20 protein-coding genes are annotated in these 20,501 nt (G+C 57.6%); 11 read left to right on the top strand and 9 right to left on the bottom strand.

The window, feature by feature from the left end; translation table 11 throughout:
* The first annotated feature begins 9 nt into the window (after nucleotides 1-9).
* Both mrcB and ACQUWM_RS16100 read left to right on the top strand, forming a co-directional pair.
* A complete protein-coding gene (mrcB, locus tag ACQUWM_RS16105) occupies nucleotides 10-2,337 on the top strand; it encodes a penicillin-binding protein 1B (protein WP_428922827.1) in 2,328 nt (775 codons plus the stop codon).
* Entirely contained in the window at nucleotides 2,334-2,906 is a 573-nt protein-coding gene (locus tag ACQUWM_RS16100) for a tetratricopeptide repeat protein (RefSeq protein ID WP_428922826.1), read from the top strand. Before mrcB ends, ACQUWM_RS16100 begins: the two co-directional genes overlap by 4 nt.
* Before the next feature lie 49 nt (nucleotides 2,907-2,955).
* Here the strand turns inward: ACQUWM_RS16100 and ACQUWM_RS16095 are convergent, their stop codons facing one another.
* On the bottom strand, nucleotides 2,956-3,849 hold the full coding sequence (locus ACQUWM_RS16095) for a DUF4382 domain-containing protein (protein WP_428922825.1): 894 nt from the start codon (nucleotides 3,847-3,849) through the stop codon (nucleotides 2,956-2,958).
* 240 nt (nucleotides 3,850-4,089) lie between these two features.
* Here ACQUWM_RS16095 and ACQUWM_RS16090 point away from each other — a divergent pair, with 240 nt between their 5' ends.
* The 4 genes from ACQUWM_RS16090 (at nucleotide 4,090) to ACQUWM_RS16075 (ending at nucleotide 7,380) form a co-directional block, all read left to right on the top strand.
* Complete coding sequence (locus tag ACQUWM_RS16090; RefSeq protein ID WP_407001329.1) at nucleotides 4,090-4,677, top strand: RNA polymerase sigma factor; 588 nt, start codon at nucleotides 4,090-4,092, stop codon at nucleotides 4,675-4,677.
* A gap of 10 nt (nucleotides 4,678-4,687) precedes the next feature.
* Entirely contained in the window at nucleotides 4,688-5,395 is a 708-nt protein-coding gene (locus ACQUWM_RS16085; protein ID WP_428922824.1) for an anti-sigma factor family protein, read from the top strand.
* On the top strand, nucleotides 5,392-5,874 hold the full coding sequence (locus tag ACQUWM_RS16080) for a hypothetical protein (RefSeq protein ID WP_407001327.1): 483 nt from the start codon (nucleotides 5,392-5,394) through the stop codon (nucleotides 5,872-5,874). Before ACQUWM_RS16085 ends, ACQUWM_RS16080 begins: the two co-directional genes overlap by 4 nt.
* A 270-nt stretch (nucleotides 5,875-6,144) precedes the next feature.
* The gene (locus tag ACQUWM_RS16075) at nucleotides 6,145-7,380 is read left to right on the top strand and encodes a tetratricopeptide repeat protein (RefSeq protein ID WP_428922823.1); all 1,236 of its coding nucleotides are present in this window, start codon (nucleotides 6,145-6,147) and stop codon (nucleotides 7,378-7,380) included.
* Nucleotides 7,381-7,424: 44 nt separating this feature from the next.
* Here the strand turns inward: ACQUWM_RS16075 and ACQUWM_RS16070 are convergent, their stop codons facing one another.
* From ACQUWM_RS16070 to ACQUWM_RS16045, 6 genes are all read right to left on the bottom strand, one after another.
* A complete protein-coding gene (locus tag ACQUWM_RS16070; protein ID WP_407001325.1) occupies nucleotides 7,425-8,342 on the bottom strand; it encodes a lipase family alpha/beta hydrolase in 918 nt (305 codons plus the stop codon).
* 186 nt (nucleotides 8,343-8,528) lie between these two features.
* Nucleotides 8,529-9,809, bottom strand: coding sequence for a glutamate-1-semialdehyde 2,1-aminomutase (hemL, locus tag ACQUWM_RS16065; protein ID WP_428922822.1), 1,281 nt, complete (start codon nucleotides 9,807-9,809; stop codon nucleotides 8,529-8,531).
* Nucleotides 9,810-9,813: 4 nt separating this feature from the next.
* A complete protein-coding gene (gene thiE, locus ACQUWM_RS16060) occupies nucleotides 9,814-10,524 on the bottom strand; it encodes a thiamine phosphate synthase (protein ID WP_428922821.1) in 711 nt (236 codons plus the stop codon).
* A gap of 4 nt (nucleotides 10,525-10,528) precedes the next feature.
* Nucleotides 10,529-11,287 carry a bifunctional hydroxymethylpyrimidine kinase/phosphomethylpyrimidine kinase gene (gene thiD, locus ACQUWM_RS16055; RefSeq protein WP_428922880.1) on the bottom strand — a complete coding sequence of 253 codons (759 nt, stop codon included), beginning with the start codon at nucleotides 11,285-11,287 and terminating at the stop codon, nucleotides 10,529-10,531.
* A 41-nt stretch (nucleotides 11,288-11,328) separates the two neighbouring features.
* Nucleotides 11,329-11,751 (bottom strand): protoporphyrinogen oxidase HemJ, encoded by a 423-nt coding sequence (gene hemJ / locus ACQUWM_RS16050; protein ID WP_407001322.1) that lies wholly within the window; start codon nucleotides 11,749-11,751, stop codon nucleotides 11,329-11,331.
* 3 nt (nucleotides 11,752-11,754) lie between these two features.
* Nucleotides 11,755-13,530 (bottom strand): chloride channel protein, encoded by a 1,776-nt coding sequence (locus tag ACQUWM_RS16045; protein ID WP_407001321.1) that lies wholly within the window; start codon nucleotides 13,528-13,530, stop codon nucleotides 11,755-11,757.
* A 147-nt stretch (nucleotides 13,531-13,677) separates the two neighbouring features.
* Between ACQUWM_RS16045 and argC the strand changes: the two genes are divergently transcribed.
* The 4 genes from argC (at nucleotide 13,678) to erpA (ending at nucleotide 16,350) form a co-directional block, all read left to right on the top strand.
* Complete coding sequence (argC, locus tag ACQUWM_RS16040; RefSeq protein ID WP_407001320.1) at nucleotides 13,678-14,715, top strand: N-acetyl-gamma-glutamyl-phosphate reductase; 1,038 nt, start codon at nucleotides 13,678-13,680, stop codon at nucleotides 14,713-14,715.
* A 9-nt stretch (nucleotides 14,716-14,724) separates the two neighbouring features.
* Nucleotides 14,725-15,465 carry a DUF6776 family protein gene (locus tag ACQUWM_RS16035; RefSeq protein WP_407001319.1) on the top strand — a complete coding sequence of 247 codons (741 nt, stop codon included), beginning with the start codon at nucleotides 14,725-14,727 and terminating at the stop codon, nucleotides 15,463-15,465.
* Between the two features lies 1 nt (nucleotide 15,466).
* Complete coding sequence (locus ACQUWM_RS16030; RefSeq protein WP_407001318.1) at nucleotides 15,467-15,931, top strand: bactofilin family protein; 465 nt, start codon at nucleotides 15,467-15,469, stop codon at nucleotides 15,929-15,931.
* An 86-nt stretch (nucleotides 15,932-16,017) separates the two neighbouring features.
* A complete protein-coding gene (gene erpA, locus ACQUWM_RS16025) occupies nucleotides 16,018-16,350 on the top strand; it encodes an iron-sulfur cluster insertion protein ErpA (RefSeq protein ID WP_406988987.1) in 333 nt (110 codons plus the stop codon).
* Here the strand turns inward: erpA and ACQUWM_RS16020 are convergent, their stop codons facing one another.
* Both ACQUWM_RS16020 and ACQUWM_RS16015 read right to left on the bottom strand, forming a co-directional pair.
* The gene (locus tag ACQUWM_RS16020) at nucleotides 16,351-17,448 is read right to left on the bottom strand and encodes an anhydro-N-acetylmuramic acid kinase (RefSeq protein WP_428922820.1); all 1,098 of its coding nucleotides are present in this window, start codon (nucleotides 17,446-17,448) and stop codon (nucleotides 16,351-16,353) included.
* 3 nt (nucleotides 17,449-17,451) lie between these two features.
* On the bottom strand, nucleotides 17,452-18,837 hold the full coding sequence (locus ACQUWM_RS16015) for an OapA family protein (RefSeq protein WP_428922819.1): 1,386 nt from the start codon (nucleotides 18,835-18,837) through the stop codon (nucleotides 17,452-17,454).
* A 304-nt stretch (nucleotides 18,838-19,141) separates the two neighbouring features.
* Here ACQUWM_RS16015 and tyrS point away from each other — a divergent pair, with 304 nt between their 5' ends.
* On the top strand, nucleotides 19,142-20,344 hold the full coding sequence (gene tyrS, locus ACQUWM_RS16010) for a tyrosine--tRNA ligase (protein WP_407001315.1): 1,203 nt from the start codon (nucleotides 19,142-19,144) through the stop codon (nucleotides 20,342-20,344).
* Nucleotides 20,345-20,501 lie beyond the last annotated feature (157 nt).

Genomic DNA, 20,501 nt, shown 5'->3' with positions numbered 1-20,501 from the left:
AATCGCGCCATGAAAAAAACATCACCCCCGAAAAAGTCTGCGAAGAAAAAATCCGGTAAGGGCAGTTCTGCAAAGCGGCCCTGGTTCTGGCGCCTGTTCTGGCGCGTTTCACTGACCGGGCTGGTATTGCTTGCCGGCTGGATGGTGTATCTGGATGCGGTGGTCACTTCCCGCTTCGAGGGACGGCGGTTTGAGGTACCCTCCCGGGTCTATGCCCGCCCCCTGGAGCTTTATGACGGCGCCAGCATCAGTTCCGGCGACCTCCAGCGCGAGCTGGAATTGTCGGGGTTCCGCAAGGGCGACGGCATCAGGCCCGGAACCTACAGCCGTAATGGCGGCCGTTTCGTGATCAGCTCCCGTGGCTTCCTGTTTGCCGATGGCCTGGCGCCCCGGCGCCGGCTTGCGTTAACGATCTACGGGGATCAGGTTCAGGATTTCCGGGTGGTGTCCGGCGAGAACTCCCCCATCGTCCGTCTCGAGCCTGCCCAGATCGGCGGTATCTATCCCGCTCATAAGGAAGACCGGGTGCTGGTGCAGCTCGATGAGGTGCCCGGGCTGGTCAAGGAAGCGCTGCTGACGATTGAGGATCGCGGGTTTTATGATCATTACGGTGTCGCACCGTTGTCCATTGCCCGGGCCATGATGGTCAACCTCCAGGCCGGTCAGATTGTTCAGGGCGGAAGTACGCTGACCCAGCAACTGGTCAAGAATTTCTTCCTGACCCGGGAGCAAACCCTGATCCGCAAGGGTAACGAAGCGTTGATGTCTGTGCTCCTTGAGCTGCACTACGAAAAAGACGACATTCTTGAAACCTACCTGAACGAGGTGTATCTGGGGCAGGCGGGGACCCGCAGCATCCACGGTTTTGGACTGGCCAGCCAGTTCTATTTCGGGGAGTCGATCCGGGATCTGGGATTGCATCAGGCTGCGCTGCTGGTGGCCATGGTCAAAGGGCCGAGCTACTACAACCCGCGCCGTCACCCGGAACGGGCCATGGAGCGCCGGAACCTGGTTATCGATGTGATGGCAGAGGAAGGCATTGTCAGCGAGTCCGAAGCGAATCAGGCGAAAGCCCGGCCACTGGGGGTCAGTGAGAAGCCATCGTATTCGGAAAACCGTTATCCGGCGTACATCGATCTGGTCCGTCGTCACCTGGCGCGGGATTACAAGGAAGAGGACCTGCAAAGCGAGGGGCTGCGCATCTTTACCACCCTGAACCCCGGGATACAGAATGCCGCCGAGTTCGCCGTGGAAGACATGCTGTCCCGAATGGATTCGGGGTCGAACGACACCACCCTGGAGTCCGCCATGGTTGTTACCTCCCGTGACAGCGGGGAGGTGCTGGCGATGGTGGGTGGTCGCGATCCCCAGTTTGCCGGTTTCAACCGGGCTCTGGATGCAAGGCGCCCGATCGGCTCACTGATCAAGCCGTTCATCTATCTGACGGCCCTGAAGAATCCGGAACGCTACACGCTGATCTCGCCAGTGGAAGACAAGAAGTTTTCCCTGGTCTTCGACGATGATCGCCGCTGGGAGCCTGATAATTACGATCACAAGGAGCGTGGCGAGGTTCCGCTGCACGAGGCTCTGTCCCATTCCTATAATCTGCCGGCGGTCAGGGTTGGCCTTGACGTAGGGGTGGATTCGGTCCGGGATACGCTTCAGGATTTCGGCGTGACCAGTCCGATATCCCAGTATCCCTCCATGCTGCTGGGGTCTGTGTCCATGACGCCGGTGACCGTGGCGCAGATCTACCAGGGGCTGGCGACGTCCGGCTTCAATACGCCACTGCGGACGATCCGCCAGGTAACGGATGCCGGTGGCGAGGCTTTGTCCCGCTACAGCCTGGAGGTGGATCAGGTGGCGGACCCTGCTGCCGTTCACCTTGTACAGTACGCAATGCAGGAAACCATGCAGGAGGGAACTGGGCGTTCGGTGTACCGGTTCGTGCCACAACAACTGAGCCTGGCAGGAAAAACCGGTACCACGGATGATGGCCGGGATTCCTGGTTTGCCGGTTTCAGCGGCGATTTGATGGCGGTTACCTGGGTGGGGCGCGACGACAATGGCCCGACATCCCTGACAGGGGCGACCGGTGCCTTGCCGGTGTGGGCAAGGTTCATGTCACAGGTGCCCCAGCATGGGTTTTCCCCGGTGGTACCGGATGGCGTGGATTACCACTGGGTCAACACACAACGGCAGGCTCTGAGTGATGAGCACTGCGACAATGCACGCCTGGTTCCGTTTATGGCCGGTAGCGAGCCTGACCAGCAGGTATCCTGCTCAGGCAATCTGGAGCGGCGGATCCGAGGCTGGTTTGAAGGACTTTTCCAATGAACACGACAACCCTGAGAAATGCCGGTTTGCTGGCGTTGACGCTGACGGTCGCCGGCTGTGCCTCGCCCGGCGGTTCCATATACGTTCCGGCGGGTGGCGCCTCCCGCGATGTGGAGGAAGCCCCCGAGCCGCCCCGCACGTCTCCGAGGGAAGAGGAGACCCGCACCGAACGCAAGAGTGAGCAGCCACCAGAGCCGGCGCCGGACCGGCGCACAAGTTCACCGAGCTATCAGGACTCCGGTGATCAATTGTCTCCGGCGGCACAAAGCCTGATCAGGAAGGCCGATGGCTACCTGGCGCAAGGGGATGCCGCGGCGGCGGTGGCGCAGCTCGAACGGGCGCAGCGGATTGCGCCACGATCAGCGGAAGTGTACTTCAAGCTGTCCGAAGCTTATGTCGCCATGGAGCAGCTTGGTTCAGCCGAGCAGTTTACGCTTAAGGGTCTGTCTCTGGCGGGGAGTGATGCCCGGCTGCAGCGGGCCGGATGGTTGTTGCTGGCGGATATTCGCAGGGCCCGGGGAAATGTGGCGGGTGCGGATCAGGCTGAGCAGAGGGCTGGGGCTCTCTAAAAATACTGGCATTAAAAAACCCCGCCTTGGCGGGGTTTTTTGTGTCAGGTTATTCGAAGTCGGCGGGTGTTTCTGTTTCCGCTTCGACCGTTACATCCTGTTTGCCAACGAACGTCAGATCTTGATCAATTTCGTTGTCGTCGGCTGAGCAGGAATAACTGACGGTGTAATTGCCTTCGGTAAGGAATGCCGCCTTGTAGGTATAGGTGCCATCGTTGTCCTCGTCAGATACCGGGACTGCCACGAGAGGTTCGTTTTCACTTCCCAGGTCATCCAGAGTGGCATCTGATCCTTCATACACGTAAACCATGCCAGAGTAGTTTGTTGCATTCTCACATTCGGTCGCGATAACCGTAGATGCGTCCACAGTGCCTGCAATGGAGCCAACCTCCAGGTTGTTCACCAAGCGCAGGGCAGGTCTCAGCATATAATCGGCCAGCGCCTGCCCAGCAGGATTGACGACGGCTTTCTGGACGTCGAAGTCGATGGTGAAGTCGGTGCTGGTATCGGCCGCCACAACAAACTCGCCCTGCAGCTTGAGGCCGCTCTGTTCGCCAGAGGGTACGGCCAGCGTAAGCGGAGCGTCAGGATTGTCGACAAGGGTCACGAACGAATTTTCGGTATCAACAATCAGGCGCAGTTGCGTGTAGTTGCCCGCCACGACTTCTTCATCGGTAATGAGTGGTTCGGTGACGCCACCCTGCAAGTCCAGCAAGTTAACGGTTTCAAACCCGTCCAGCGGGAATGAAATCCAGTCACCATCGGCAGGCTTCAGCTGGATCTCTGTAAACGCAACGGTGACGTTACTGAATTCAGTTGCCGGCGCATCCGTAAGGCCAAAGGAAACGGTGCCGGTTGCGTCGGAATCCGAACTGCCACCACCACAGGCAGCAACCCCTGCAGCCAGGGCAGCAACCGTAAAGAGTTTCAGAGAGCGGTTCATATAAACCTCCGTGGTCTATTATTTTGAAAGTGCAGAACGCTGGAAACGCGCTACATGTCACTTATTAAACGATAGGAGTGGTTACCGGGTTCCTGCATTATTGTGAACGTTTTCTCATTTTCTGGACATAAAACTCAATCGGTCGGATAAAGTCTGCGTATGACGTATCCGCTAACTGGTATAGACTTGTCGACCGACTCCAGTCAGACAACGCTTTTAAAGCAAGGGCGAGTACCTGTTTTGGCATTACTTCCTTTCCGACCTTCACAGTCCAAACGATTTGAAAAGCTGGTTCAGCCGCATTTGCAGGCCATGTACCGCTTTGCCTTTCGTCTGGCGGGGCAACAGCAGGATGCGGAGGATCTGGTTCAGGACGTCGTCGTCAAGCTCTATCCCCGTCTGGATGAACTGGAAACGGTAGATCAGTTGAGGCCCTGGCTGAACCGTGTTCTGTACCGACACTTTATCGACCAGGTGCGCCGCAAGGGGCGGCAGTCAGATCGCCCCCTTAGTGAAGTTGTGGATGCGGAAAGCCAGTCGGCCTATCTGGAGAGTTTTGCGTCGGATGACGCGGGGCCGGATGTGCAGCTGGATATCAGTCGTCTTGGGCCTGTCCTGGATCAGGTCATGGCGACCCTGGCCCCGGACCAGCGTGCCCTGATCATGCTCCACGATGTCGATGGCTGGCGGCAGGAGGACATTGCAGAGGTTCTTGATATCCCGCTGGGTACGGTTAAATCGCGGTTGCACCGGTGCCGGGCGGCATTGCGGGAAAAACTGCAAAGGGAACTGGAACCTTTTTCAGACATCGGACGTGTGAAAGAATGAGGTGATGGATATGTCTTGTCGTGAATACCGGGAACTGTTGGTTCCCTACCTGTTAAATGAGTTGTCTGCGGATCAGGCTGCCCGGATGGAGCGGCATGTGGCGGACTGTGCTCATTGTGCGACAGGGCTGGCCAATGAGAAAGTGCTGCAGTCGACCTTTGCTGATCGTTATGCCATTCCGGATCCATCACCGGATTTTGAGACCCGGGTATTGGCTGCTGCCAGCGCCCGTGCCAACGGAGGATCCGCTCACCGTGGCTGGAGCACCCCAGTGGTTGGTGGCGCTATCGCTGCCGCGTTGGCACTGGGTATAGCCTTGGGGGTGGGTTTGAAACCTGGCGTGGATACGTCTCAGCCTGCGGTTGCGACCAGTCAGTCGGAGACTTCTGAGCCGTCGGTCAACGCCTCTCCGGTGGCCAGCGAGCCGGTGATCCAGACGGTGCGCCTGGCCTTCAGTTCAGGTCAGCCGCTTGAGAACGTGACACTGACGCTGGAATTGCCTGCCAATGTCGAATTGGCAACGTTCCCCGGCAGGCAACAGTTAAGCTGGAAAGTCGATCTGGAGCAGGGCGAGAATGTTCTGGCATTGCCGCTCCGGGTGCTGTTCCCCGGAACCGGGGACCTGGTGGCGCACATTGACGATGGCCAGCGCCAGAAAACCTTCAGGGCAGCGATCCCCGGTCAGACCAGGGCAGATAACACGGAGCCAGCATCATGACAACGCACGACAGGCAGTGGTTAAAGCCGGCACTGATGTGCCTGGTGGCGCTATTTGCATTACCAGCAATGGCTCAGGCCAGGGATGACCTGGATGTGACCATGCGAATGGTTGTGGATGACGAAGATTTGACCAGTTCAGTGGTTCGGGAGATCGAATTGCCCGAGCCCATGGTGTCGGGGAAAGCTGATCGCCGGGGCGCGCCTGACGTTCCTGCCCGTCCGGAACGGCCGGATATTGACACTGCTCTGGACGCCATGGAGCGTGGGCAGGAGATTGGCGAGTCGGCTTCCGAAAGGGCGAGCGAAGCGCGCGAGATCATTGACTCTGATCGTCCCGGCAATGATGGACTGCTGGACACGTTACCCGGCAAGGACGATATCAGCGACTTGCCGGGGACGGGTGATGTGACCGATGGTGTTGGTGAACTATTGGACGGCGCCAGCGATAAGCTTGATAAGGATAACCTCGAGCTGTAACCGTTCGACAACAGAACAGAAGTTTCCCTTTGCTGGTACGAAGCGGTGCGTACTTACGGCAGCGCACTTTTTTCCTGCCTCTCCTTGTTATACTCTCCTGAACTAACGTCGGCGATACTGGCCTTGAAGCCAGCACGCCGGTGAACGTTTTCCTCAGGCTCCGGAGAGATCTGTTTGCAGGCTGCAGTTCGGCTTTCCACTCTATCTTGCTTGTTGCTGATAGCGACCATTTCTGCTCCGGCAGCTGCCTCCGACGTTCCCAGAGAACGGATGGCTGCCGGTATTGAACACTTCCAGAGCGGGGATCTTGAGTCGGCCAGACATGCGTTTGAAGACGCGCGGGCGGCAGGGCTTGAGAGTCATTCCCTGCTGTACAACCTCGGTGTTGTGTATTACCGGTTGGGTGAATACGATCTGGCCGAAGACGCATTCTCTGCGCTGCTTGAAACCGCCAACAAAGCACTGGCGGAATATAACCTGGGGCTGGTAGCCAAGGCCGCGGGTGATTTGGAGGCTGCCAACAGGTGGTTCGTCCGCGCCTCTGCAGAGTCTTCTCCCGAGAAAATTCGGGCGCTGGCCGCTATCCAGCTTGAGGAGGCAGGAGAAACCGAATCGGCCGCCCACCCCCCGATGCCCTGGATGGGCTATGTGTCCCTGGCGGGGGGCTACGATAACAACATTGCCAGTGTCCCGGAGTCCGGGAGCTCCGGCCGCGAAGGCGGCTTTGGTGAGTTGCTGGCGGCAGGGTCGGCAGATGTCTACCAGTCCGGCGACTCGGTTTTTCGGCTGGAAGGCGCGGCATACTCTCGCCAATATCCTTCGGAGTCCGAATTTGATACCGACCTTCTTCAGTTCGGAGCTGGCTGGCTGACAGGCCTTGGGCCGGGCAGAGCCGGCGTCACCGCTGGTATCAGCCAGTCCTGGTTTGATTCTGATGCACTTGAGCGTACCTATCGGCTCGATCTCTCCTATCGGCTTGACCAGTGTCCCTATGCAGGTTCCGGCTCGCGGTGTCAGGCATCGGTGTCATCCGGGTATGTTGAAGGCGGTGACGGGTTTGAGGCCTATGACGGTCAGTGGTACCAGGCCCGCCTGAAGGGGCGTAAGGATTACACCCACTGGCGCATTGATGCTCAGTATCGCTGGGACCTGAATGCCCGAGAGGACCTGGAAGCGGGTGAGCAGTTCGTAAGCGTGTCTCCACAGCGGCATATGGCAGAGTTAACACTCCGCTATAAGGTGTCGCAACGTTGGAGCGTCGGAGTTGAAGGCAGTTACCGTCACAGCCGCTATGCGGATCCCCACCGTCTGTTCAGTTCACAGGGCGTTCTGGAAACCGAGCGCCGGGTCGACAAGCGCACGCAGGGCACCCTGTTGACGGAATACGCCTTGAGTAACCACTGGTTCGTAAGGGGCGAATGGATGTTCAGGGATAACCAGAGCAGTCTCACTCGCTATGACTACCGTCGGCAGACGGCTTTGGTGGGGATTGAAGGCGTGTTCTGATGCCCGGTGGCTGAGTCAGCCACCGGGACAGTACTGCTGTTTTGTTATAACCCGGCGTTTTTCAACCGGTTGGCGTGTTGCTGGAACACGGCCTTCGGATCAGTTTCGAACAGGCTGTGCAGGCCCAGGGTCTGATTGACCTCATCCAGATGGTTCATGAAGTAATTGTCCCGGATGACCTTGCCGAAGTGGTTGCTGCAGCGCCCCACCAGGCCGTCGTTGTCACTGAATGCGAAGGCCAGGCTGGTGGTGCCGAGCAGGGCATCGGACAGGTCCAGGGCGTTGGTCAGAACGCCGGTGCCCCCCCAGGAGTAGAAACGCACCCCATTGGCGGAATACGCGCCCTCACCGCAGGCAGTGGACGGAACGCCGTCTGGTGCAAAGTTGTTGAATTCAGCGCTTCCCTGGGTAGTCAGTGAATACAGGCTGGCGCTCATATCCTGGTCGTAGCCGCCGCCTGACAACAAATCAATGAGACCGCCCAGCGCATTGCCCAATGTGGCGCCCAGGCCTTCGGCCGGAGAGCCGACAATCAGGTCGGCAACCGGAGACCCTTTATGGGGTGAGCCCACGGAAGTAACGGAAGCGACCAGATCCGGTCGTACATGGGCGACGTATCGGGCGGTGGGGCCGCCGTGGCTGTGACCGACCAGGTTAACCTTGCCATGAACTGCCGCGATGGCCTCAACCTGAGGCAGGAGCGCTTCGCCGCGGGCAATCGTGCTGTCCAGGGCCGGTACCTGGGTGGTGTAGACGTCAGCGCCGTATTTGCGCAAATCTTCAGCAACACCGTACCAGTAATCAACACCGGCAATGGAATCAAAGCCAAACATTCCGTGTACCAGCACAACGGGGTATTGGGTATCGGTGTAGTCGGATGGAGTAGAGTCCCACCATGCGAGGGTGGGTGCGGACCATGCGAGAACACACAGCATAGCTGCTGCTTTAAGCCATTGTTTCATTGTTAGACCTACATTGTTGTTGTTTAATTGATCATCTCGTATGAGATTTGCACATACTTTGATCAAGTAGGTATCAAGTCAATGTCCGGGGCAGGTGTTGTGGCTAGAAAGGACTGAATTTGTGAGGGGGGTCACGGGCGTGGCCCCGAATGACAAGCGAAAGGCGCTTGTCATTCGGGTGCGGGTTTACAGTGTCTTCATGACCCGTTTTGCCGCGGCGATGGTGTGATCAATGTCATCCTGTGACAAGGCAGCGTTAGTAAACCCGGCTTCAAATGCGGAGGGAGCCAGATAGACGCCTTCCTTCAGCATGCCCTGGAAAAAGGCCTTGAAGCGTTCCACGTCACACGCCATGACTTCGTCGAAACGGGTGATGGCCGGTGCGTCGGTGAAGAAGAAGCCAAACATGGCGCCCGCGCTCTGCACCGCCAGAGGAATGCCGGCTTCATCCGCGGCTTCCTTGAGCCCGTCGCGCACGGCATTGGTTTTCTCGGTCAGCTGGTCATAGAAGCCTGGTTCGGAAATCGCGTTCAGCGTGGTCAGCCCCGCACACATGGCCAGCGGGTTACCGCTCAGGGTTCCGGCCTGGTACACCGGGCCGAGAGGAGAAATATGCTCCATGATCTCCCGCTTGCCGCCAAAGGCGCCCACCGGCAAACCGCCACCGATGACTTTGCCCAGGGCCGTCAGGTCCGGGGTGATGCCGTAGTATCCCTGTGCTCCGCCCAGTGATACGCGGAAGCCGGTCATCACTTCATCGAAAATCAGCACCGTGCCGTGTTCATCACAAACCTCGCGCAGTGCTTCCAGGAAACCCGGAGCCGGCGGAATGCAGTTCATGTTGCCGGCAACCGGTTCCACGATAATGGCGGCGACTTCATCACCCATCCTGGCAAAGGTTTCCCGCACGTTGTCGATATCGTTGTAGGTCAGCGTCAGGGTGTGCTCGGCAAGGCTGGCGGGAATGCCGGGGGAATTGGGTACGCCAAGGGTCAGCGCGCCTGAACCGGCCTTGACCAGCAGGGAATCCACGTGGCCGTGGTAGCAGCCTTCGAATTTGACGATCTTGTCCCGGCCGGTGTAGCCCCGGGCCAGACGGATGGCGCTCATGGTTGCCTCGGTACCGGAGTTCACCATGCGGACAAGATCAATAGAGGGGACCAGTTCGCACACCTTCTTGGCCATTTCAGTTTCAATGGCGGTGGGTGCGCCGTAGCCGACACCGAGATCAATCTGGGTGTGGAGCGCGTCCTTGATCAACTGGTTGGAGTGGCCGAGGATCATGGGCCCCCAGGAACCGATGTAATCGATATAGCGCTTATCATCCTCGTCGTAGAGGTAGGCGCCCTCGGCATGCTTGAAGAAAATGGGCGTGCCACCCACGCCGCGGAATGCCCGCACCGGAGAATTAACGCCGCCGGGGATGTATTTCTGGGCCTCGGCAAAGAGGGTTTCGGAGTGAGTCATGGTTTCAGGGCTCCTGAATATTTGAAAATGTGTCGTGAGTTGTTGTCCGGGACTGGAACAGCGGATGGTGGGCGGCAAACAGTCGCGCGAATGCTTTCGCCTGTTGTTCCGTGTGTTCTGGGCCGCCTCCGAACAACCCGCCGACGACAGCCAGCATATCCGCCCCGGCCTTGATAAGAACTCCCCCGTTCCGGGTAGTAATGCCGCCAATGGCGGTCAGCGGCCGATGATACTGGCGGGCTTCCGCCAGTATCGACAGCTCCGCAGGCGGGGCATCGGGCTTGGTGGTTGATCCGAAAAAGCGCCCGAACGCAAGGTAGTCTGCTCCTTCCCCGGCTGCTTTCGCGGCCAGCGCCAAATCACCGTGGCAGGTAGCGCCAATGATTGCGCCGTCGCCGAGTTTTTTTCTGGCGTCCAGAAGCGAGCCATCGGTCTGACCCAGGTGAACGCCGTCTGCGCCGACACGCTGCGCCAGGTCGGGATCGTCATTGATGAGCAGGGGCACGCCCGCGTTGCAGCAGGCAGCGACGAGGTTTCGGGCCTGGTTCAGGCGCGTCACCGCTGAGCTGTGTTTGTCACGGTACTGGACCAGTACCGCGCCGCCCCTCAGTGCAGCCTCCACCGCCGGGAGCAGTTTGTCCTCCGGCAGCAGATCGCTGTCGGTAATGGCGTAAAGGCCTGGTGTGAGGCGCTTCGGAAAGGGAGTGGCTGTCATGAGCTCAGCGCTCCCAGGGAATGCCGCGATCCGGTACTGGCTGGCCGCGGCCAACCTCCAGGGCGTGGAGTATGGCGTGGTTAACGAAATTCTGTGCCTGGGATATCGCAGCCCGCTGCGACAGTCCCGCAGCGCGACCAGCGGCAATGGCAGCCGCCAGCGTACACCCGGTGCCGTGATATTCCCCGCCTACCCGCTCAATCTGCCATTGCAGGGGATCGGCATGGTGAGTGAAGAGGGTGTTGGTGATTTGCGGGCCCTCGCCGTGACCGCCGGTGGCCAGAACCGATTGGCAGCCTGCTGCCATCAGCCTCTGCGCGGCTTCGGCCGGGTCATCGCTGTCGCCAAGCATGGCCAGCTCAATCCCGTTGGGGGTAATCATCTCCGCACAGCTGAACAGGTTCTCCTTCATTGCCTGGATCAATGCGGCGTCTGCCAGATCGCCGCCTCCCGCGGCTTTGATAACCGGATCGGTAATCACGGGGATGTCGGCGTTCCGGTGCAGAAACTCCACCAGAACATCAACGACTTCGGCATTGCCCAGGGCGCCGGTTTTAATGGCGTGAATGGGGGCGTCTGCCGCCACACGGTCCAGTTGCCTGCGGATAAGGTCTGCATCAACAGCGCTGGCGTCGTATACGTTGCAGGTATCCTGAACGGTCAGGCAGGTCAGGATCGGCAACGGATGGCAGCCCAGTGCGGTGATGGCCTGAATGTCGGCCTGGATGCCGGCCCCTCCCGACGGGTCAAGGCCAGACAGGATCAGTACTTGGGGGCGAGTATAGCGTTTTATGGCTCAGCTCCTCAGAATGGTTTGACAACGACCAGGATGACCACGGCTACCAGTACCAGTACCGGCAGTTCGTTAAACCAGCGATAAAATACATGGCCCCGGGTGTTCCGGTCATCCCGGAAAACCTTGACCAGGTGGCCGCAGTAAAAGTGGTAGGCAATCAGCAGCGCGACCAGTGCCAGTTTGGCATGCATCCAGCCCTGACTGAAATAACCGGACACATTGTAACTGATCAGCCAGATGCCAAAAATGAGGGTGGCTATCATCGATGGGGTCGTGATGCCCCGGTACAGCTTGCGTTCCATGATTTTAAAGCGTTCACGTCCGGGCTGATCCTCGCAGGCAGCGTGGTACACGAACAGGCGCGGCAGATAGAAAATGCCGGCGAACCAGCAGACCAGGGAAATAATATGGAGGGCCTTCACCCAGAGCATCGCTTAACTCCGTCGGTATTGGTAATAACTTTCAATGTCGGATTTCAGCACGATGCCGTATACGCGCTGAATCATCGGGGCAACGTGGCGCTGTACGTACAGTGCTTCCGCGTTGGTGCTGTCGAATACATCCAGCGCCTCTTCCAGGGTGGCCTGGTATTGTACTGGGGCAACATCCCGGCGGTTGGCGGGAATTTCCATCAGGTCGATGGTTTCCGGAAGTTTTGCCTCCTTTTCTTCAGCCAGTTTTCCAGCATCTTCGATATAGCGGGCAAGGTCCACGGCGGGAAGCAGTGCAGTGGGGCCGCTGCTGCCTTCCACGACCAGCCATTTGGGTTCTGATTTCAGTATCTTGCGAGCTTCGTCCATCGACAGGTGTCTTTCAGTACGTAAAATGCTGCGGTCCATGATGGCGCCGACGGACACCCGTCGCAGAGCCTGGATGACGGGGGAGTTCTGATAGCTGAGGCCCTGGCTCTTCAATATTGTCAGGAACAGGGATTTCTTGCCGAACACCTCGCTGGTTACCAGGCTCGCGGTGGTGATAATCAGCATGCCAGGTAACATGATGTGCGGGTTTCGGGTCAGCTCCATCAATGCCATCAACGCCGCCAGTGGCGCCTGCAGTACCGCACCCATCATGGCTCCCATGCCCAGCATGGCGTAGAAGCCAACGGAAGATGCTGTCTCTGGGGCAATCTGGGCGCCGACAAGTCCCATTGCGCCACCCAGGGTAGCGCCCATGAAAATGGTGGGGCCGATGACGCCGCTGGGCATTCCGAGCCCAATGGTCAATGAGGTGATAATCAGTTTGGCGATGCCTGCCCCCAGGAGCAGCCAGAACGCCAGGTGACCGTGGATGGCGAGGTCGACGGTATCGTAGCCGATGCCCATCACTTCCGGAATCAGCAAAGCGAAGGGCACCATCATCAGACCACATACTGCGAGACGCAGCAGTACCGGACGATGGTGGTAACGGCCCATCGTGTCTACTAGATGAATAAATATGGCGGCGGCTACGCCAATAATGATGGCAATGACAAGAATCCAGGGGATTTCCATCAGGGAATTCATGGTCAGGGCGGGCACGCTGAATGCAGGCTCCGATCCGTAGATCGCCTGCGAGACAATCGCTGCACTGACTGCGGCGAGAATGATCGGTGTAAATCCGGCGATGGTGTACTCCATCATGACCACTTCCATGGCGAAGATCACGCCAGAAATCGGCGTGTTGAAAGAGGCGGATATCGCTGCTGCACAACCGCAGGCCACGAGGGTTCTGATGCTGTTATTCGGCAACCTCATCCACTGCCCCATCAGGCTGGAAAAGGCGGCCCCAAGGTGTACAGCCGGGCCTTCACGACCGGCGGATTGTCCGGTGACAACGGTGCTCACGCCGGTGATGAACTGAACGATGGCGCTACGAACCGGAATATAACCCTGATGATAATTCAGGCGCTCCATGACGTGTACGATGCCCACTTTGCGGTCGTGAGTAGCCAGGCGATGGAGAAACAGGCCAAGTGCCAGGGCGCCTGCCAGCGGGAGCAATCCACGGGTCAGAAGGTCGAGTTCCTCGAAGGATTCTGACCCTTCGCCCGGGAGGAAATACTCTAACGGCCATTCAATGGCCAGGCGGAACACCAGGATGACGCCCCCGGTGATCAGCCCCGAGAGCAGACCCAGTACGGCCAGTTGTGGCAAGGCGTCAACGCCGGAGAGCCTGCGGCGGAATACGGGAATCAGGTGCTCGGTAATCTGGTGCCAGATCTTTCGCATGAACGCCGGAGTTCCGGTTGAGGGTGGATCGTAGGGTTATTGTAACGGTCGCCTGTCGGGCTGCAATAAGTCGTTGGTTTATCATGTTAGACTAGTAGTCAAAACATGACTCGTATTTTGCAGAACCGAATGAGGCTGGAGTAACAGGTGATAAAAGTAGGCATTGTAGGCGGAACCGGCTACACCGGTGTGGAGCTTCTAAGAATTCTTGCGGTCCATCCTGAAGCAACGGTGAGCTGTATCACTTCCCGTTCGGAAGCGGGCCTCCCGGTTGCGGAGATGTATCCGAATCTTCGCGGCTATTATGATCTGGCGTTCTCTGAGCCGGATGTAGACACTCTCTCTGCCTGTGACCTGGTGTTTTTCGCGACCCCCCATGGCGTGGCCATGCGCATGATGCCCGAGTTGATGGCGGCGGGCACCCGGGTTGTTGATCTGTCCGCCGATTTTCGCCTGAGGGATCTGGACGTGTGGGCCAACTGGTATGGCATGCCCCACGAAAGCCCGGAATGGGCCGCAAAAGCCGTTTATGGCCTTCCCGAGGTGGTGCGGGACGAAGTACGGGATGCGCAACTGGTGGCGAATCCTGGCTGTTACCCGACGGCCGTCCAGTTGGGCTTCCTGCCGCTGTTGGAGAACAATCTGGTGGATCCATCACGGCTGATTGCCGATGCCAAATCCGGTGCCAGTGGCGCCGGCCGTCAGGGTAAGATCGGCATGCTCCATGGCGAAGTCGGTGAAAGCTTCAAGGCCTATGGGGCTTCAGGACACCGGCACCTGCCGGAGATTCGTCAGGGCCTTAGTCATGCCGCCGGAAAAGACGTGGGTATCACATTTGTGCCTCACCTGGTTCCCATGGTGCGTGGTATAGAGGCAACCCTGTACGCCGAGCTGAAGAATCCGCAGGACTTTGATCAGTTGCAAGCGCTTTACGAGCATCGTTTCCAGGATGAGCCTTTTGTGGATGTGATGCCATTTGGCAGTCATCCCGAAACCCGCAGCGTACGGGGAGCAAACCATTGCCGGATGGCCCTGCATCGTCAGGAAAACAGCAATATTGTGATTGTTTCCTCTGTCATCGATAACCTGGTGAAGGGTGCGGCAGGGCAGGCGGTGCAGAACATGAATATCATGTTTGGCCTGAAAGAAACTCTCGGGCTGGAAACGCCCGCGTTGCTGCCATAGGAATCGCCGGTGAGTGAACCAAGAAAGCCGGCGGAAGAATATGTTGTTATCCGCCACCGACCGGGGTACAGGCTAAGGCGCACCCTGATACTGCTGGTGTTTTCAGTGGTTGCCGCAGTTGGCGGATATGCTGCGGGGCTCGCCCAGGGCGGCTTCCGCTTCTCCTCCGTTGAGGATAGCCGTGACCAGCTTGAGCAGGAAGTGGAGGATCTTCGGGCAAATTATCGTGATGCGTCCCAGCAGTTAACGAATCTGGAGCGGGGGCGCGCGATTGACCAGCAAGCACTGAATCAGACTCGCAAGACCATCGTTGGTCTGGAAACGCAGATTGCTTCACTGAAGGCTGACCTGACTTTCTATCAGAATATCATGGCGCCTTCGGAGACCAGTAAGGGGTTACAGGTGGACCGGTTGTCACTGCAATCAGGGCGCGACGAGAATGATTACGGCTTCAAACTTGTCCTTACCCAGGTGGGAAACAACAAGAGTTATATTTCAGGCGTTGTCGCCGTTAATGTGATTGGCATGCGTAGTGATGAGAAAGAAGTCATCGCGCTTCGTGACCTTTCCGGTGATATCGACGATCTGGGCGTAAAATTCCGCTTCCGCTACTTCCAGGATATCGAAGGCCAGCTTGAGCTGCCGTCGGATTTCCAGCCAATGGAGGTGCAGGTAGTTGCCCGGTCCGAAGGCAGCAAGGCCGCACAGGCGGAACGTACATTTAATTGGGTTGATTTAACGGAGAACTGACATGCTCGGCAAGAAAAAACAGGCACCCCGTCGTCCAACTGGGCATTTTGACACGTTGGTTTCATCGCGCACGACGGTGGAGGGGGATGTACATTTCTCCGGCGGATTGCACGTTGATGGCCGCGTTCGTGGCAAGGTGGTCGCGGAGGAGGGTAGCGACGCAGTGCTCAGGGTGTCTGAAGTGGGCGAAATTACCGGCGATATTGTCGCACCCCATGTGATTATCAATGGTAACGTCAATGGCGATGTCTATGCTTCAGCCCATCTTGAACTGGCCGAAAAAGCCTCTATCAATGGTAATGTCTATTACAACCTGATCGAGATGGCGATGGGCGCCTCGGTGAATGGTAACCTGGTACACCAGCGTGAGCCGGTGGGGTTGCTGAACAGTGACGCCCATCAGCATGGCGCCAGAGAGGCTGCGGAACGCCCGGATGACGTGGAAAACCGGGTGGAAACGGAATAGTTGACTGATTTGGTCAGGAATATGATAATCGTGTGCATCACACGTACAGTAATCCGGAGGCGGACTTGAGTGTAGTTCAGCAACAAATGGCCACACCGCTGTTTCTCAGTGATAGCGCCGTGGCAAAAGTGCGCGAGCTGGTTGAGGAAGAGGGTAATTCCCAACTCAAGTTGCGGGTTTTTGTGACTGGCGGCGGTTGTTCCGGGTTCCAGTACGGTTTCTCGTTCGATGAAAGTCAGGACGAGGAGGACACCACCATCGAGAAGGATGGAGTGACGCTACTGGTGGATCCGATGAGCTATCAGTATCTGGTAGGGGCAACGGTGGAATATACCGAAGGTCTGCAGGGCTCCCAGTTTGTGGTGAGCAACCCGAATGCGAGCTCCACCTGTGGCTGTGGCAGCTCTTTCTCTATCTGATCAGGCGAAATAGACCGCCCCGAGAATTCTCTCCCTTGACGCTCCGGTTACTTCAGGCAAGTTGCCGGGGCGTTTCTCCAGTGTTTGCTTTGCCAGCCAGGCAAAGGCGACAGGTTCCACCCACTGTGGATCCAGCCCTAAATCTGCGGTCGATGCGATCGTCAGCGGACTGCAGGTTCGTTTCAGTTCCCGCATCAAAAACACGTTCCGGGTTCCGCCGCCACAGGTAAATACTGTCATCCCCGGCGATTGCGGCAGTTGGCGTGCAATGGAAACCACTGTCAGCTCCAGCAAGGTGCGCTGGACGTCGACGGCTGAAGCATCGCTGTGTCTGTGGGCCAGCGTCTTTACCCACTCAAGATTGAACTTTTCTTTGCCGGTGCTTTTGGGGGCCGGTCGGGAAAAATAGCCATCCGAGAGCATGTCTCCGAGTAATTCATGGTGAACAATGCCTTCCTCGGCCCAGCGTCCGGCTTCGTCATAGGGGCGTCCGGTTTGGTAGTGGCACCATGCGTCCAGCAGCGCGTTGGCGGGGCCGGTATCGAAACCGCTGACCTTTTGATGTTCGCCTGCTGGCAGCCAACTGATGTTGGCGATTCCGCCCAGATTGAGAATGCAGCGGTCCTCGGTCTCCGAACCGAAAAACATTTTGTGGAAAGCGGGAACCAGTGGTGCGCCCTGGCCGCCTGCCGACATGTCACGTCGGCGGAAGTCGGCCACGGTAGTGATGCCGGTGCGTTCGGCTATCAGGTTGGGGTCGCCAATTTGCAGGGAAAAGGGCGCATTGCCCCCCGGCTGGTGGCGAACGGTCTGACCATGGCTGCCGATAGCAGCGATGTCGCCCGGGGGCATGCCGGCCTTGTCGAGAGTCTGGATAGCCGCTTTGGCAAACAGGCTGCCAACAATATGGTCCAGCTCGCCCAATTCGTCGGGCGTTCCCTGATTCTGACTGAGCTGAGCCAGGCGGTGGCGAATGTCGTCGGGGTACGGAATGCTGTGGGTGGCATGTATGAAGATCCGGTCACCCGGAAACGACACCAGCACGGCATCAATACCGTCCATGCTGGTGCCGGACATCAGTCCCAGCCACGTGCTCACGGGTTACTCGTCCTGATCTTGGGCCAGTGCGAGTTGCTGGTGGCCATCGCGGTACACTTCGAACTGGGCGACCCGCTGCTTCGCAAACTGGCTGAAACGGGCCATCTCGGATTTGGGTACCGGTTTGGCATCCGGCAGATCCACCGTGCGGGAGTTTCGTGGTGCACCGTTCTTGCGGAATTCATAGTGCAGGTGTGGCCCGGTGACCATACCGGAGGAGCCAACGTAGCCGATGGTCTCTCCCTGTTTCACTCGGGAGCCGTTCCTGATGCCTTTGCCCAGGCGGCTCATGTGAGCATACAGTGTGGTTATGTTATCGCCGTGAGAGAGAATCACGGTGCGGCCATAGCCGCCCTTCCAGCCAGCGAAATGTACGCGGCCATTGCCGGCGGCTTTGATGGGGGTTCCGGGAGGGGCGGCATAGTCAGTGCCCTCGTGAGGTCGAACGACGTCAAGAACAGGGTGGCGACGTTGCATGTTAAAGGGGGAGGATACCCGTGCATTGATCGGCGTCCTCAGGAATGCCTTGCGCATGCTGGAGCCATCGGGAGCATAGTAGTCGCTGTCACCATTGCTGTCGGTGTACAGAAGCGCTACGTTGTCTTCGCCCCTGTTAATAAAGCGGGCAGAAAGAATGCGGCCGGTGTCGAACTTTTCGCCGTCGAGGTAAAGTTCTTCATAGACCACCTCGAACCGGTCGCCTTTGCGAACATCGTATACAAAGTCGATGTCCCATCCGAAGATGCCGGCCATCTCCATGGCTAGCCGGTCGCTCATTCCGGCCTCCCGGGCTGCAACATAAAGGGAGCCGTCGATTACACCGGAAGCGAAGGCGGGGCGGGCCTCGGGTTCGCGGACAATGGTTTCACCCTTGAAGCCATCTTCAACTCTGGAGATGTGAAGCGTTTCCAGTAAGCTGCGTTTCAGGTCGATAGCGGCCAGGTCACCATTGGCATCGGTTGCGAAGGCAATGGTTTCGCCTGCATAAAGGCGTTGCAGCTTGTCTGCTTCGCCTTCGCCATGGATGACCTTCAACATAATGCCGTCGTTGAATCCGGCATCACGAAACAGGGAAGACAACGTGTCCCCGGACTTGATCTTGTGTTCCTGCCAGTTCAGCTTGGGCGCCTGGTCTTCTGCTGGACTGTTGATTGCCAGCTCCGCTTTCGCTGGAACTGCGCTATCGTCCGAATCTGGAGTACTGTTACTTGAGGTCGGCGTGCCTTCTTTGGGCGCAGAATTGGTGACAGGGTTGCCATTCAGGTCCAGGGAATAGGACATCCTCTTGGCCTCAACATCAGAGCTGGGGCTCATTAGAATGGCGGCCGTTACTACCACGGTGGCCGCGGCGGCAATGGTAATGTGTGTTTTGGGAAGCGTTTTCAGCACGTGTGGCACCCGTTTTAATCGGTATTCCGGTAGGTTGAACTACCTAATTAAAGCTGTTGATAAAGTATAGTCCAACAGATTACCGCATAAAATGCGTGTGGGACAGCTCGGAACATTACAGTTACTGGTCCATTCTCCAGATTTCTGGTGGCGTCATTGCTATAATACGCCGCCCTGAATGTTCGGGTCTGTTCAAAAACTGAACGACTCTAATGTATCAGGGGATCGGGTAACTCACAGATTTCTTTTGTAGAGGTCTGTAACTGACAGAATCTTTCTAGATAAAACTGGGGACGTGTAGTTCATGGCATCTATCGATGAGGCGTTAGCCATAATCAAGCGTGGCGTTGACGAGCTGATTCCGGAAGACGATCTGGTGGCGAAGCTGAAAGAAGGCCGCCCTCTGCGCATCAAGGCGGGGTTTGATCCCACGGCGCCCGATCTTCACCTTGGGCATACTGTCCTTATTAATAAGCTCCGGCAGTTTCAGGATCTCGGCCACGAGGTTATTTTCCTGATCGGGGACTTCACGGGTAAGATCGGTGATCCGAGTGGCAAGAGCGCTACCCGTCCTCCATTAACAGACCAGCAGGTGGCGGAAAACGCCATTACCTATAAAGAGCAGGTGTTCAAGATCCTGGATCCGGCCAAAACCCGCGTAGTTTTCAACTCCGAATGGATGGGGAAGATGACCGCGGCGGATATGATCCGGCTGGCGGGCCAATATACGGTGGCCCGGATGCTGGAGCGTGATGACTTCACCAAGCGTTACCGCGCCGAGCAATCCATCGCTATTCACGAGTTCCTGTATCCGCTGGTTCAGGGCTACGATTCTGTGGCGCTGGAAGCTGACGTGGAACTGGGCGGGACCGACCAGAAGTTTAATCTTCTCATGGGGCGCATTCTGCAGAAGCACTATGGGCAACCGGCCCAGGCTATTCTGACCATGCCGATACTTGAAGGGCTGGATGGTGTTCAGAAGATGTCCAAGTCCCTGGGGAACTATATCGGTGTTAATGACTCTCCTGGTGAGATGTACACCAAGCTGCTTTCAATGCCAGATGATTTACTGTGGCGTTACTTCGAGCTGCTGAGCTTCCGGCCGCTGGCGGAAGTGGAAGAGTTCCATGCTGCCGTAGACGGTGGCGCTAATCCCCAGGAGTACAAGAAGCTGCTGGCGGAAGAGATTATTACCCGTTTTCATGATGCCGAGGCGGCGGCGACCGCTCATAAGTCGGCGGGCAACCGGGTTGGTCTTGGTGAGATTCCCGAAAATGTGCCAACGGTGGAAGTGTCCCTGGCGGGGCGCGGGGAGTTGCACATCGTGTCGTTGCTGAAAGAGGCGAACCTGGCGAGCAATGGTAAGGCCGCAAAAGATGTGTTTGGTCGTGGGGCGGTATACATCAATGGTGAGCAGGTAACCGATGAGCGGATGTTTGCAGCCGGTGATGACTGCGTTGTCCAGGCAGGCAAGAAGAAGATTGCCCGCGTTTTGGTTAAGGATTGAACGGAATCCGGGGTTTTTGAGAAAATATCAAAAAGCTCGTTGACACCTCGCCTGAGCTCTGTAGAATGCGCATCTCTTTCGAGGGGTAAGCCACTTAGGCGGCTCCGGATTCGGAAGGCAACTGTTTGAAAGTATTGAAGAAAACGAGTTTCAAATT

The sequence above is a fragment of the Marinobacter sp. DUT-3 genome (assembly GCF_050379435.1).
In the GTDB taxonomy this organism is placed as follows: Bacteria; Pseudomonadota; Gammaproteobacteria; order Pseudomonadales; family Oleiphilaceae; genus Marinobacter.
Note: the sequence above shows the minus strand (reverse complement) of the source record. Positions and strands in the feature narration are given on the sequence as shown.

Excerpts from the sequence above, each read along its gene's own strand:
- mrcB (WP_428922827.1), top strand. The coding sequence starts at position 10 with ATGAAAAAAACATCACCCCCGAAAAAGTCTGCGAAGAAAAAATCCGGT.
- ACQUWM_RS16100 (WP_428922826.1), top strand. The coding sequence starts at position 2,334 with ATGAACACGACAACCCTGAGAAATGCCGGTTTGCTGGCGTTGACGCTG.
- ACQUWM_RS16095 (WP_428922825.1), bottom strand. The coding sequence starts at position 3,849 with ATGAACCGCTCTCTGAAACTCTTTACGGTTGCTGCCCTGGCTGCAGGG.
- ACQUWM_RS16085 (WP_428922824.1), top strand. The coding sequence starts at position 4,688 with ATGTCTTGTCGTGAATACCGGGAACTGTTGGTTCCCTACCTGTTAAAT.
- ACQUWM_RS16080 (WP_407001327.1), top strand. The coding sequence starts at position 5,392 with ATGACAACGCACGACAGGCAGTGGTTAAAGCCGGCACTGATGTGCCTG.
- ACQUWM_RS16075 (WP_428922823.1), top strand. The coding sequence starts at position 6,145 with ATGGCTGCCGGTATTGAACACTTCCAGAGCGGGGATCTTGAGTCGGCC.
- ACQUWM_RS16070 (WP_407001325.1), bottom strand. The coding sequence starts at position 8,342 with ATGAAACAATGGCTTAAAGCAGCAGCTATGCTGTGTGTTCTCGCATGG.
- hemL (WP_428922822.1), bottom strand. The coding sequence starts at position 9,809 with ATGACTCACTCCGAAACCCTCTTTGCCGAGGCCCAGAAATACATCCCC.
- thiE (WP_428922821.1), bottom strand. The coding sequence starts at position 10,524 with ATGACAGCCACTCCCTTTCCGAAGCGCCTCACACCAGGCCTTTACGCC.
- hemJ (WP_407001322.1), bottom strand. The coding sequence starts at position 11,751 with ATGCTCTGGGTGAAGGCCCTCCATATTATTTCCCTGGTCTGCTGGTTC.
- ACQUWM_RS16045 (WP_407001321.1), bottom strand. The coding sequence starts at position 13,530 with ATGCGAAAGATCTGGCACCAGATTACCGAGCACCTGATTCCCGTATTC.
- ACQUWM_RS16030 (WP_407001318.1), top strand. The coding sequence starts at position 15,467 with ATGCTCGGCAAGAAAAAACAGGCACCCCGTCGTCCAACTGGGCATTTT.
- erpA (WP_406988987.1), top strand. The coding sequence starts at position 16,018 with ATGGCCACACCGCTGTTTCTCAGTGATAGCGCCGTGGCAAAAGTGCGC.
- tyrS (WP_407001315.1), top strand. The coding sequence starts at position 19,142 with ATGGCATCTATCGATGAGGCGTTAGCCATAATCAAGCGTGGCGTTGAC.